We start from the raw sequence: 11,865 nt of genomic DNA, 5'->3' as shown, positions 1-11,865 counted from the left end.
GTGCTGTAAAGCTACTTATTCACGAAGTGAGAGCAATATAAACCTCAACGCTATGCTCACTGGTATAGCATTCAAAGTCCACCGTATAAGCTCGTTGGTGTGGGCAATTATCACGACTAAAATACGCCCAAATCTCTTCCCAAACAGAAACGACCACTTGTGGCATTTGCCCTTCTCCAGAGAAAACCAAATAGGTTCCTGCTGGCAAAGAGACTGTCTCTAACGCAATGTCTGAAGAAACAAAGTCAGGCTTTGCCCCCACTAACACACTGAAATCACCGGTATAGTCGGATTCGTATTGGTGATAAACGCCATATAGGCAAGCCCCTGCTCATAAGCTACTTTTACTTGCTGAGCAAATCGTTGGTGTAATGTCCCTATTTTGGCCGTAGCAGGCTGCATTTCATTGGCATTATTGGTGCGTACACTCAACCCAACTAGGGAATCTGCATTTAAGGTTACTTCTTTCATTACTGCTCTCCGTGAATGTTTAAGCACCTGTTCACTATATCGACATCTATGACAGTTTATGTCACATTAAAATCATGACACGAGCCAATACCACCCAAAGAATGGACAGATTAGAGCAAGCTCACCGCGCTGTTAAATCGCACGCTGCGCTGACCACTAAAATGGTCGCGGCTGAGCTTAATATTAGCGAACGTACTTTATTTCGAGATATTGCTATTTTGCGTGAGCGAGGCTTACCAATAGAGGCAGATAAAGGTCGCGGTGGTGGGATAAGGCTGCATCATCAATGGGGTGTGGGTCGTGTTTCATTAGGAAACCATGAAATCATCGACTTACTGATCAGCCTTGCCATGGCAGAAAGTATGGGATCAACTCTGTTTGTTGATAACATCAAGTCACTACGCCATAAACTCATGGCCTCCCCTTTCGGCACAACAAAAACAACAAATACACCAGCTACGCCAGCGTATTCATGTGGGCGAACAAGCTTCTCCCGATGTCATGGTTTCCTTTAATAAACAAAAACAACATACTGGATTAACAATAAAGGTTTTGCAGGAAGCGTTCTTGTTCAAAAAGCGTCTCAGGATCGTTTATCAAGATTATTACGGACAAGAGACAGAACGGGAGATTGATGCCCCATTACTTGTATTTGGGCTTTCCCGTTTGGTATCTGTTGGCGTGGGATGATCTAAGAAAGGACGTGCGTATTTTTCGTTATGACCGAATTTTGCAAGCGCACATTTTAGACAGGGAGTTTGCGCTAAAACCTTTGTCTGATTTTAGCGCGGTACTCACCAAACAAAAGGTTAAGCAGCTCTAATCGCCATCTTTTACCGCGTTTGCTCCGTTGCGTTGGAAAAAATCGTTTATGTCTTGTGCAATAGGCGCTTTGCTCTTGAAGAACCACATCAGGCTAGAAACCATGCCCACATGATCTACGTCTTCGTATACCTTACTCTCAACTTGCCCTTTCTCTGCCTGTATTTTCTCAATCAACTTGTCCATATTGCTTTTACCCACTAAGGTATCGTCTGCCCCCCAAAGCAGTAGCATAGGCGGCTCGGTTCCATCAATGAAAGTAGGCACTTGCATATTGGGGTAATTCTCTGGTGGCCCAAACATGTCTTTGTAGTCTTCTTCTAATGGAACGAAGTCATAAGGCCCCGACAACCCTGCAAAGCCTTTAATAATTAAGGGAGACAATCCATTTGCTTCTAAATAATGCTTATCGGCAGTGACTAAGGCACCTATGTGCGCGCCAGCAGAATGCCCTGCGATATACAGACGCTCTGGATCACCTTGATAATCAGCAATATTACGATAGGTCCAAGCTACTGCTGGGCACATCTTCTACGAAAGCAGGGAATTTTACTTCTGGGTATTTGCGATAGTCAGCAATGACGGTCACATAACCGTGCTTAGCAAAGAGTTCTCCCACAAAGGGATACATGTCTTTGGAGCCATCTTTCCAGCTCCCACCATAAAAGAAGACAATGACAGGCTTGGATTCTTGAGTGTCATTTGGCAGCACATATATGTCTAGCTTCTGCCACTTCTTAGCCCCGTAGGCTATATCTTTTGTTGATTTGGTATCACTAAAGTGACTGGGTAAATTAGCGACGCTCAACCCGACTTTCGTACAGGCAACCAGCAGTAAAGAACTCAGCGCCACACAGACTTTTGTTATCGTCAAAATTGACCTCTTGTGTTTATTGAAATTCATCCATCAAGAAATCATACGCAGCAAAGAGAAAAATAGACCAGAATTCTTATACTGTAATTTGCACCCCAAAATCATCAAACGGTTGAATTATCAAAGCATATTACCTAAAATCCTTAATATGCGGTTGGAAACAACTCAGATTGGCGGGCTGCCTTAATGCGGAGCGCTGAGCGATAGCTCTTTCCCCCGCCTTCTTTTTTGTTCTTCATAACGCAAACACATACTTAGTAAGTATCAACCATTGCTAAAAAGCCGCTCCCCCGAACGGCTTTTTGCTTTCGCCAATCGGCTGCTAGATAAGTAGATCAACCACCAAATACCACGGTGCGTTTGCCATTCAAGAACACGCGTTTTTCCACGTGGCATTTCACGGCGTTAAACAAGGTAACGCGCTCAATGTCTTGCCCTTTCGCCACCAGATCTTCTGGGTAATGCGCGTGGTTTACCACTTGAATGCCTTGGGAAATGATTGGGCCTTCGTCGAGGTCATTGTTCACATAGTGAGCCGTTGCGCCCACCATTTTCACACCTTTTTCCCATGCTTGATGATAAGGACGAGCGCCTTTAAAACCTGGCAGTAAAGAATGGTGAATGTTGATTGCGCGACCATCAAGGTATTCGCACATGCTGGGTGAAAGCACCTGCATGTAGCGAGCTAATACGACCAATTCGGTGTCGTATTGTTCAATCAAGGCACGCACTTGCGCTTCTTGTTCTAATTTCGTCTCAGCGGTAATGGGCAAGTGGTAATACGGAATACCGTGCCATTTGGCGAGGTCTTCCAGATCCGGATGATTGGAGATAATGACTGTGACGTCGATGTTCAATTGCCCAGTCCGAAAGCGATACAACAAGTCATTCAAACAATGGTCGTATTTTGACACCATGATCGCGACTTTTTGTTTATGGTTCGGCGCGGTTAACGACCAATCCATTGAAAACTCTGCCGCACGTTCGGTAAATTCAGCGTTAAAGGCTTCTTCACTGAAGTTTGCGTTCTGAGGCAAAAATTCTATACGAATAAAAAAACGTCCCGACTCTCGATCATCAAAAGAATGAATCTCATCAATGTAATTACCGGCCTGAGCCATGTATCGAGTCACTACATCGACCGTTCCGATGATGCTTGGGCAGCTGGCGGTAAAAATCCAAGGCGCGGTTTTTGATTTCATAAAATAGTCTCTTATTGTCTTAAGCTTTTTACGTCACGAAAAAGGCCGACCACCAAAACAGTGGCCAACCAAAACCGTGAAATACATAAGTGAGTAAGTGAGAAGAAATTAGGCTTTTACGACCAAACCATATTCACGGCTCGCGTCTTGAATCCACAGCCATAGGTAATCTGCAAAACTGCGACGAACCACCAATTCGAATTGGTCCTCTGCCACACGACAAATCATCGCACCGCTTTTAGCAAATACGGTAGACACCACTTTACCGACTGGGAACTCACTCGCATGCAAATCCACTGGCGTGGATTTTTTCAGCATATCCACCACATGGCGGCCAGACACATCAAAAATCGTTGTGCCGCCACTGATATTTACCAATGAATAGTGACCCATTAGCTTTTCAAAAAAGCTCGTTTCCAATTCAAACGCTTTTTCACCCGCCATGATAATCAGCCATTCATCTGGCGATACCCAGCGAACTGAAACCTTACCTATTGGTGAATCATCCGCTGTGACTGACGTCAATGGCTGCATTGGCAATGCCACGCCCAATAAGGATTTGATTACTTCTTGCTGCTCTGCGGAGGGCATGCACCGCAGGGTTAATAATCCCATCAACTTACGTTCATGAAAGTGCACACCGCCCTCTTGTGGGCCATGTTTTGCAACACTTTCTAGATCCGCATGGTGTAATGGGCTTTCCCCCATTATCTCGGCCGCGGGTAATTGGTTTGTTACCAACTTAGGTTCCGTTTTTAACTCAGCCGCTACAGTGACATCAGACATGTTGACGCTCCCCTTTTGGATCTAAAAATACTGGGCTACAAATTTCCGCTTCGATCACTCGACCATCCGCCAATGGGTAAAAGACTTTTTGCCCCATTTTATCTAAGCCGCCTTTGACAAAGCCCATGGCAACGGAACGATTTAAGTTCGCGCTCCAGTAACTAGACGTCACATGACCGACCATTGGCATAGGAATCGGCGCTTTCGGATCGAATACGCCTTGCGCGCCTTCTGGCAATACCACATTTGGGTCTAGGGTTTTCAAACCCACCAGCTGCTTACGATTCTCACGAACGCAGTCTTCACGCTGCATTCCGCGCTTACCGATAAAGCTAAAGGGTTTCTGCATCGACACAGCCCACGACATGCCTAAGTCAAACGGATGCACAGAACCATCGGTGTCTTGACCTGCAATAATAAAGCCTTTTTCCGCCCGCAAAATATGCATGGTTTCGGTGCCGTAAGGCGTTAAATTGAACTCTTTGCCCGCCTCAAATAAGGCTTTCCAAACGTGCATGCCATAGTTGGCTTGAACGTTGATTTCGAACGACAACTCGCCCGTGAAAGAAATGCGGAATACTCGTGCTGGCACGCCCGCGACCGTCATGGGTTTCCAATCCATAAAGGCCATGTTGTCTTTGGATACATCGTAGTCGGTTAATTTTTCCAACAATTTACGGCTATTTGGCCCAGAGATCGTCATGGTTGACCAATGATCCGTCACACTGGTGAAGTAGACTTCCAATTCTGGCCATTCGGTTTGATGGTAAATCTCTAACCAAGACAACACACGGGCGGCACCGCCCGTCGTTGTGGTCATCAAGAAATGATTTTCCGCTAAACAAGAGGTGACGCCATCGTCGAAGACCATGCCGTCTTCACCACACATCAAACCATAACGGCATTTACCGACGGGTAATTTCGCCCAAGCGTTGGTGTAAACGCGCCCTAAGAACTCCCGTGCGTCTTTGCCTTGAATATCAATTTTGCCCAAGGTAGAGGCGTCTAATATGCCGACCGATTCACGCGTTGCCAAACACTCACGATTCAAGGCCTCTTGCATGGTTTCATTGCCTTGCGGGTAATACCAAGCACGTTTCCATTGACCTACGTCTTCAAATTTCGCTCCGCGTTCCACATGCCAAGCGTGCATGGCTGTGTAGCGCTTTGGATCAAACAATTCTCCGCAATCCCGTCCAGCAATCGCACCAAATGTCACCGGCGTGTAGTTAGGACGGAAAATGGTTGTGCCGGTTTGAGGGATGGTTTGCTTAAGCATTTTCGCGGCAATTGCCATGCCGTTAATATTGCCCAACTTACCTTGGTCCGTACCAAAACCCATGGCGGTATAGCGTTTCACATGCTCAATGGATTCAAAACCTTCACGACACGCTAATTCAATACCCGCAGCCGTCACGTCGTTTTGATAATCGACAAACTGCTTAGGCGCTTTTGATGTCGGTTTGGTATGAGGAAGGTGGAACAAAGCCATGGCTTTGCTCTCTTGAATTTGTTCGGCTTCAGGCAATACTCGCTCAGGTTTAGCCAAGCCCAAGTGAGACAAGGCGTCTGATGCGGCGCTGAACCCCTCGGACAGTGCGGCAGCGGTTGAAAAGGCGCCATTAATTGCACCAGCAGTAAGCTGTTTTTGATAGGTCTTACCTGGTGTAAAACCGAGAATATCGTCGTTCCAAACCGGACGAGCGCCCGTATGACAAGACAAGTGAATCACCGGACTCCAACCGCCGGAGGTGGCCACTGTGTCTGCGGCCATTTTGACGATAGGCCCCACCACGGCATCGCCGGCTTCGTTAAGCGGTGCAATAGAAACGCCTGTCACTCGCTTATTGCCGTGCGCTTCAATGACGCCAGACCCCACCAAAATACTGATGCCACGTTCCCGCGCCGCTTCAACAAAGGTCCCTTTTGGGTTCTTACGCGAGTCCACAATGGCGACGACGCGACGGCCTGCGTCGTGCCAATCTAGTGCGGCGCGATAAGCATTGTCATTGGAAGTCATTAAGACCAAATCCTTGCCCGGCACCACACCATAACGGTTGATATAAGTCGATACCGCATTCGCCACCATGCAACCAGGTATATCGTTGTTGCCATACACCAAAGGCCGTTCATGAGCGCCCGTTGCCAAGATCACCCATTTGGCACGCACACGATGCAAGCGCTGAGCGATTTGACCATTGGGCGCACGATCGGCAAATTGATCGGTACAATGCTGTTGAATAGTTAAAAAGTTATGATCGTGATAGCCGTTTACCTGAGAGTTTGGCAGCATCAAAACATCCGCGCAGCCAGACAATTCTTGCACGACTTCTGCGATCCATTCGGTGGCGGGTTTATCGTCCAGCGTTTCTTTGCTGCTTAATAAACTGCCACCAAATTCACTTTGCTCATCGGCAATAATCACGCGAGCACCGGCTCGTGCGGCACTTAACGCCGCCGCCAAGCCGGCTGGGCCTGCGCCAACGATGAGCAGGTCACAATGTTGGTTCATCTTGTCGTAAATGTCTGGATCATTTTCCTTTGGCGCACGACCAAGACCTGCGGCTTTACGAATATAGGATTCGTAGGTTTCCCACATGGATTTTGGGTACATAAAGGTTTTGTAATAAAACCCTGGTGGCATCATTTTCCCACCGACTTTCCCCACCAAGCCCATCAAATCCATATCGACGTTGGGCCAACCATTGGTACTGCTCGCCACTAATCCCGCATACAGCGACTGCTGGGTGGCGCGCACGTTTGGAATTTGCGTGGCTTCGGTCGAGCCAATTTGCATGATGGCGTTTGGTTCTTCCGCGCCCGCAGCGACAATACCGCGCGGACGACTGTATTTAAAACTGCGACCCACAATATCAACGCCATTTGCCAACAAAGCTGAGGCCAAGGTATCGCCTTCGAAGCCTTTGTATTGTTTGCCATTGTAAGTAAAAGTCAGCGGTTTAGCGCGATCGATTCGTCCACCTTCTTGAAGACGATTAGACTGCTTGCTCAAATCTTGTGTCATAATATCGCGCCTCTATTTCACGTCGTCGGCTACAACAGAGGGCTTTTCGCCCACCTTGTAGACTTCTTTGATTTCGTAAGTTTGGGTGTCACGTGTGACGTTAAAGTATTTACGACAACCCGCCCCATGCACCCACAGTTCATGATGTATGCCACGTGGATTCGCACGAAAATACATAAACTCACCCCATTCTTTGTCTGTGCAGGCATCGGGATCTAATGGTCGTGCAATATGCGCCTGACCTGCCACATGAAATTCTTCTTCCTCGCGGTATTCACAACAATGCGGGCAATAAATATGAAACATGGTATTTCTCTCCTAATTCGGTCTTCGCCCGCTTAATGTGCTACGCCAGCCGCGCCGTGTTCATCCACCAGCGCGCCGTTATGGAAACGGAACATGGAAAAAGGTTTCGCCAATGGGTGCATTTCGCCTTTCGCCAAAGACGCAGCAAACACATGACCTGAGCCTGGCGTCGCTTTAAACCCGCCCGTTCCCCAACCACAGTTGAAAAACAAGTTCTTCACCGGAGTCTCGCTGATAATCGGACAGGCATCTGGACAAGTGTCGACGATACCGCCCCATTGGCGGTTCATGCGCACACGACTGAAAACCGGAAACATTTCGACAATCGCTTGAATGGTGTGCTCAATAGTGGAATAAGAACCTCGCTGACCATAGCCGTTGTAACTGTCGATCCCAGCCCCGATCACCAAATCGCCTTTGTCTGATTGCGACGCGTAACCATGTACTTGGTTCGACATGACCACTGTATCGAGAATCGGCTTGATGGGATTCTGACACCAAAGCTTGTAAAGGATGAGATTCTAGCGGCAATTCAAAACCCGCCATTTTTGCCAAGACGCTGGAATTTCCTGCGACGACACAACCCACTCGGTCAGCTCGGATTTCGCCATAACGGGCCGTACGCACACCAACAACGGTGCCATCTTCGATAATGAGATCTTCCACTTCGGTTTGCTGGATCAAATCCACGCCATGGGCATCCGCGCCACGAGCAAAACCCCATGCCACGGCATCGTGACGAGCGACACCCGCACGCGGTTGCCAAGAAGCACCCAACACGGGATAACGTGCGCGATCAGAACAATCCAGCACAGGGACAATTTCTTTGACTTGCTGCGTATCTAACACTTCACCATCAATGCCATTTAAACGGTTGGCGTTGACGCGACGTTGAATATCGCGCATGTCTTGCAAGGTATGACCTAGATTCAAGCAGCCACGTTGAGAAAACATCACGTTGTAGTTCAAATCCTGAGACAGACCTTCCCATAATTTCATGGCATGTTCATAGAGGTGAGCCGCTTCATCCCACAAATAATTAGAACGTACAATCGTGGTATTGCGTGCCGTATTACCACCACCCAAAAAGCCCTTTTCAATCACCGCAACATTGGTGACACCAAACTCTTTCGCCAAATAATACGCTGTCGCCAAACCATGGCCGCCACCGCCTACAATGATCACATCGTATTTCTTTTTCGGGGTCGGATTACGCCACACCCGCTGCCAGTTTTCATGATGGCTAAAACTGTGCTTTAACAACCCAAAGCCTGAATAATGCTGCATCAGATCAGCTCCTTATGTGGACAAAAAAATGTGATGAATGAAAGCGCATTAACCACCTGTTACGACTGATGATAAAGACAATGATTTTTTATCTAATGCTTGGAAGCGTCCAGCGAATGACAAATTACGACAGCGGGCATGACGGCTTTGGATATGGCCATGAACTAGGTGAGTTTATGATTTAATGGCTCATTCTTATGGAAAGCCAAAGCCCCCATTTGACGAGTCCGTCAGCAGCATGTTTGAGGAATTAACAGAGGCAAGGTAGCCGACAATGTATCAGCTTGTATATTCAACACAGTTCAAAAAAGATTTTAAGAAAATCACCAAAATGCCCATTGCCGACATCATTGAAGTGGGGAATATCATTTCCCGCCTACAGCGCGAAGAAAACTTAGATACTAAGCACGTAATACCAAGTCAGATTACTAAACTATTTCTACCATCAGACAGCTCGATAGAGTGGCAGTAAAATACGCTTTTTCTTTATCGACTACGATACAACGCAGCATGCTCAAGGCCATACTCGCCAGCTAGCTCCTGCATGACCTGCACACCTTCTAGCATTTCTGGTGGTTTACCATAGGCTAGGACAGGTATCTCATCGCCAGTTTCTAGGCAAATAACAGACATTCTCACCTTGCGATAACCATCTGACGCCGTGATTCTTTCCAACGTATCCATTTCCACTAAGACGTCATCTGACACATCAAATACCTGTCCTCTCACACAATGCCCTTCCCCTGCGATCAAAACCAACCACGGCGAAAAACGTTCACCAACAAGGTATAACGGATAGCGTTCTTTGGTTTTAAAATCTCCCCGATAACGAACGCCTTTATTGGTTTCAAAGTTAGGAAAACCTTCTTTCAACGTCCCAAAGACAAAAATCTTGTGCATGTCATAGGCTCCTATAAAATACAACCATCCATATGAAATTGTTTAGGCTATCTAGCAAGATATCCTTTCAACTTAAGCGTTAAATTGTTCCATCAACCAAGTCGAAAATACAGCGATTCTTGCGTCTGACTTTGGGTCTGCCAATGTTAATAAAACATAATCATGTCCCGTGGGCTGCATGCCTAGTGGTGCAATAAGGCGTTGTATTTTTAGGTCATCAGCAACCAAAGGAATAGAACCAATGGCAATGCCAAGTTGGTCTTGAGCTGCCTGTAAGGTGTAAAAAAATGATCAAAGTGCTGTTCACTTTTTGGCGTCAACTTTTCGATGCCTTGTGAGACTTTCCAATCATCCCATGCATTGGGCCGAGTCCGGCTATGTAGCCAATTGGCTTCGCTTACATCTTGGTGAATATGCTTGTCCCAATAGACTTTAGTACAAACAGGACCTGCCCATTCAGAACAAAGCGTTGTTATTTGATAATTTTCTTTGATACCAAAATCCATACGTCGAATGGCGATGTCACAATTTTCCGACAGCAAATCAATCGGGCCACCTGCCATTCTAAGATCGATATTCAATTCCGGACACCGTTCTCGAAACTCACCTAATCGTGGCATTAACCAACGCATCGCTAAGCTTGGTTCACAAGACACGGTAAGAAATGGCGAAGCACTATCGTGACGATGAATCTCCTCGACAGTGAGACTTAACGCATCTAGGGCTTCAGATGTCGTCTTTAACAATCGTTGCCCTGCTGTCGTGAGGTAAACTCGACGATTACGACGTACAAATAAATCTACCCCGATACGCTCTTCAATTTGGGCTACGGCCCGACTGATCGCACCATGAGTTAGATGAAGTTCTTGCGCTGCGCGAGAAAAGCTTTGATGGCGTGCCGCTGCTTCGAAAGCTGTTAAAGCGCCCAAAGGCGGTAGGCGTCTTTTTATGTGATTATTACTCACAATATCCACCATTAATTATCGATTTTATTTGCTTTCATAGCAATTCATACTCTCATTATTCACAGATAAGAGTATTTTACCATGTTAAATATAGATCAATTTGAATTGTATTCCGTTGCTGTTATCACATTACTAGCGGTAATGAGTCACGAGGACCAGATTTTGCCATGGTGTCGAAGATCTCGTTGTTAAAAGGACGACGAGAAGGCATCTTGTGTGCGTTCGGAATTAGCACCGCCATCAGCGTACACTTGGCTTATACACTCTTGGGACTGGGGGTCGTCTTTGCAAACAATATCTGGGTTCTGAATACCTTACGAGTTCTTGGCGCCATGTATCTTATTTGGTTGGGTATTTCAGCTTTATGGCCAGACATCAAAACAATCATCTTTACATTGAAACATAAGCAACCATCTACGCCATTGAAAAATGAACAAACACCAAAAAATACATTGGCAAAAAACAGTTCAGCTTTTTGGTCTGGTTTCGCCTGTAACGCACTCAATCCAAAAACCATGTTGTTTATTGTGTCTTTATTTAGCCAAGTCATTTCAGCAGACACCTCTTTACTGATGGAGCTTGGCTATGGTGCTTATATTGCTTTAGCGCATTTCGTCTGGTTTGCTTTAGTGGCTTGTTTGCTAACATCCGCGAGAATTCAACAAAAAGTATTCATCTTTAAAATATGGGTTGAACGAGTGACGGGCCTATTAATGACGTCTCTCGGATTAAGGTTATTAATAAGCTGATTCTAAAATGAAATATCTTTGACACCAAACTCGAATGATTAAAAAATGCTCCGATTATTAACAATAACCGGAGCATTTGGGCAACTAAAGCGCTTCACCCAGCGCCATAAAATGACATATTTTCTGCCTCTTAAGGGAAGGCTTAAGCGTCTGCACTCTTTACAAAAACATGCGCTCGTTCTGGATCAAAATGCAGACGGATGTTTTCACCTATCTGAAATAGCTGATCCTGACCAATCGCGGCAATGACTTTTTTACCATCTGTAAGACTAACGTCTAAAATCGTTTCAGTGCCAAGGCGCTCTGTTAATGACACTTGTCCGTGCAAAGAGCCTTTCACATCGCCATGCTGCGGCTGTAGGTACTGTGGACGAATACCCAGCTCGACAGTTTGACCAAACTGTAACGCGAGTCTCTGGTTTTGGCAGCACAACAGGGTCCAACACCGAGGAACCAAGGGTAATGGTTTGAGCATCGA

15 protein-coding genes and 1 pseudogene are annotated in these 11,865 nt (G+C 46.4%); 4 read left to right on the top strand and 12 right to left on the bottom strand.

Going from position 1 to position 11,865, the window contains the following annotated elements:
- Positions 1–19: 19 nt before the first annotated feature.
- Both ONZ52_RS03715 and ONZ52_RS03710 read right to left on the bottom strand, forming a co-directional pair.
- Positions 20–268 carry a GyrI-like domain-containing protein gene (locus ONZ52_RS03715; RefSeq protein ID WP_265217342.1) on the bottom strand — a complete coding sequence of 83 codons (249 nt, stop codon included), beginning with the start codon at positions 266–268 and terminating at the stop codon, positions 20–22.
- Entirely contained in the window at positions 262–471 is a 210-nt protein-coding gene (locus tag ONZ52_RS03710) for a hypothetical protein (RefSeq protein WP_265217341.1), read from the bottom strand. The genes ONZ52_RS03715 and ONZ52_RS03710 overlap by 7 nt, the downstream gene beginning before the upstream one ends.
- Positions 472–545: 74 nt before the next feature.
- On the opposite strand from ONZ52_RS03710, the gene ONZ52_RS03705 reads away from it, so the two are divergent.
- Both ONZ52_RS03705 and ONZ52_RS03700 read left to right on the top strand, forming a co-directional pair.
- Positions 546–986, top strand: a complete 441-nt coding sequence (locus tag ONZ52_RS03705) for a helix-turn-helix transcriptional regulator (protein WP_265217340.1) — start codon at positions 546–548, stop codon at positions 984–986.
- A 119-nt stretch (positions 987–1,105) separates the two neighbouring features.
- A complete protein-coding gene (locus ONZ52_RS03700) occupies positions 1,106–1,294 on the top strand; it encodes a WYL domain-containing protein (RefSeq protein ID WP_265217339.1) in 189 nt (62 codons plus the stop codon).
- On the opposite strand, the gene ONZ52_RS03695 is transcribed toward ONZ52_RS03700, so the two are convergent.
- The 7 genes and pseudogenes from ONZ52_RS03695 to ONZ52_RS03665 form a co-directional block, all read right to left on the bottom strand.
- Positions 1,291–1,821 (bottom strand): alpha/beta hydrolase, encoded by a 531-nt coding sequence (locus ONZ52_RS03695; RefSeq protein WP_265217338.1) that lies wholly within the window; start codon positions 1,819–1,821, stop codon positions 1,291–1,293. The two genes, ONZ52_RS03700 and ONZ52_RS03695, sit on opposite strands and share 4 nt — an antisense overlap.
- A complete protein-coding gene (locus ONZ52_RS03690) occupies positions 1,790–2,167 on the bottom strand; it encodes an alpha/beta hydrolase (RefSeq protein WP_265217336.1) in 378 nt (125 codons plus the stop codon). The genes ONZ52_RS03695 and ONZ52_RS03690 overlap by 32 nt, the downstream gene beginning before the upstream one ends.
- A gap of 335 nt (positions 2,168–2,502) precedes the next feature.
- Positions 2,503–3,369, bottom strand: coding sequence for a formyltetrahydrofolate deformylase (purU, locus tag ONZ52_RS03685; protein ID WP_265217335.1), 867 nt, complete (start codon positions 3,367–3,369; stop codon positions 2,503–2,505).
- Positions 3,370–3,477: 108 nt separating this feature from the next.
- On the bottom strand, positions 3,478–4,155 hold the full coding sequence (locus tag ONZ52_RS03680; RefSeq protein ID WP_265217333.1) for a sarcosine oxidase subunit gamma: 678 nt from the start codon (positions 4,153–4,155) through the stop codon (positions 3,478–3,480).
- Positions 4,148–7,180 carry a sarcosine oxidase subunit alpha gene (locus ONZ52_RS03675; protein WP_265217332.1) on the bottom strand — a complete coding sequence of 1,011 codons (3,033 nt, stop codon included), beginning with the start codon at positions 7,178–7,180 and terminating at the stop codon, positions 4,148–4,150. Before ONZ52_RS03675 ends, ONZ52_RS03680 begins: the two co-directional genes overlap by 8 nt.
- A gap of 12 nt (positions 7,181–7,192) precedes the next feature.
- Complete coding sequence (locus ONZ52_RS03670; RefSeq protein ID WP_111606149.1) at positions 7,193–7,486, bottom strand: sarcosine oxidase subunit delta; 294 nt, start codon at positions 7,484–7,486, stop codon at positions 7,193–7,195.
- Positions 7,487–7,518: 32 nt separating this feature from the next.
- Positions 7,519–8,773: pseudogene (locus ONZ52_RS03665) on the bottom strand (sarcosine oxidase subunit beta family protein).
- Positions 8,774–9,047: 274 nt separating this feature from the next.
- Between ONZ52_RS03665 and ONZ52_RS03660 the strand changes: the two are divergent.
- Positions 9,048–9,245 (top strand): hypothetical protein, encoded by a 198-nt coding sequence (locus tag ONZ52_RS03660; protein WP_265217329.1) that lies wholly within the window; start codon positions 9,048–9,050, stop codon positions 9,243–9,245.
- A gap of 14 nt (positions 9,246–9,259) precedes the next feature.
- On the opposite strand, the gene ONZ52_RS03655 is transcribed toward ONZ52_RS03660, so the two are convergent.
- Together ONZ52_RS03655 and ONZ52_RS03650 are read right to left on the bottom strand one after the other, a co-directional pair.
- Positions 9,260–9,673, bottom strand: a complete 414-nt coding sequence (locus ONZ52_RS03655; RefSeq protein ID WP_265217327.1) for a gamma-glutamylcyclotransferase family protein — start codon at positions 9,671–9,673, stop codon at positions 9,260–9,262.
- Positions 9,674–9,882: 209 nt separating this feature from the next.
- Positions 9,883–10,638, bottom strand: coding sequence for a LysR family transcriptional regulator (locus ONZ52_RS03650; RefSeq protein ID WP_265217326.1), 756 nt, complete (start codon positions 10,636–10,638; stop codon positions 9,883–9,885).
- Between the two features lie 167 nt (positions 10,639–10,805).
- Here ONZ52_RS03650 and ONZ52_RS03645 point away from each other — a divergent pair, with 167 nt between their 5' ends.
- The gene (locus ONZ52_RS03645) at positions 10,806–11,387 is read left to right on the top strand and encodes a LysE family translocator (RefSeq protein WP_265217325.1); all 582 of its coding nucleotides are present in this window, start codon (positions 10,806–10,808) and stop codon (positions 11,385–11,387) included.
- A 142-nt stretch (positions 11,388–11,529) separates the two neighbouring features.
- Here the strand turns inward: ONZ52_RS03645 and ONZ52_RS25230 are convergent, their stop codons facing one another.
- Positions 11,530–11,862, bottom strand: coding sequence for a TOBE domain-containing protein (locus ONZ52_RS25230; RefSeq protein ID WP_265217324.1), 333 nt, complete (start codon positions 11,860–11,862; stop codon positions 11,530–11,532).
- Between the last annotated feature and the right edge of the window lie 3 nt (positions 11,863–11,865).

The sequence above is a fragment of the Marinomonas rhodophyticola genome (genome assembly GCF_026113935.1).
GTDB lineage: Bacteria > Pseudomonadota > Gammaproteobacteria > Pseudomonadales > Marinomonadaceae > Marinomonas > Marinomonas rhodophyticola.
This window is presented reverse-complemented; position numbering and strand designations above follow the sequence as displayed.

Coding starts and splice junctions, on each gene's coding strand:
- ONZ52_RS03700 (WP_265217339.1), top strand. CDS start 1,106: ATGCCCCATTACTTGTATTTGGGCTTTCCCGTTTGGTATCTGTTGGCG.
- ONZ52_RS03660 (WP_265217329.1), top strand. CDS start 9,048: ATGTATCAGCTTGTATATTCAACACAGTTCAAAAAAGATTTTAAGAAA.
- ONZ52_RS03695 (WP_265217338.1), bottom strand. CDS start 1,821: ATGTGCCCAGCAGTAGCTTGGACCTATCGTAATATTGCTGATTATCAA.
- ONZ52_RS03655 (WP_265217327.1), bottom strand. CDS start 9,673: ATGCACAAGATTTTTGTCTTTGGGACGTTGAAAGAAGGTTTTCCTAAC.
- ONZ52_RS03670 (WP_111606149.1), bottom strand. CDS start 7,486: ATGTTTCATATTTATTGCCCGCATTGTTGTGAATACCGCGAGGAAGAA.
- purU (WP_265217335.1), bottom strand. CDS start 3,369: ATGAAATCAAAAACCGCGCCTTGGATTTTTACCGCCAGCTGCCCAAGC.
- ONZ52_RS03705 (WP_265217340.1), top strand. CDS start 546: ATGACACGAGCCAATACCACCCAAAGAATGGACAGATTAGAGCAAGCT.
- ONZ52_RS03675 (WP_265217332.1), bottom strand. CDS start 7,180: ATGACACAAGATTTGAGCAAGCAGTCTAATCGTCTTCAAGAAGGTGGA.
- ONZ52_RS25230 (WP_265217324.1), bottom strand. CDS start 11,862: ATGCTCAAACCATTACCCTTGGTTCCTCGGTGTTGGACCCTGTTGTGC.
- ONZ52_RS03710 (WP_265217341.1), bottom strand. CDS start 471: ATGAAAGAAGTAACCTTAAATGCAGATTCCCTAGTTGGGTTGAGTGTA.
- ONZ52_RS03680 (WP_265217333.1), bottom strand. CDS start 4,155: ATGTCTGATGTCACTGTAGCGGCTGAGTTAAAAACGGAACCTAAGTTG.
- ONZ52_RS03645 (WP_265217325.1), top strand. CDS start 10,806: ATGGTGTCGAAGATCTCGTTGTTAAAAGGACGACGAGAAGGCATCTTG.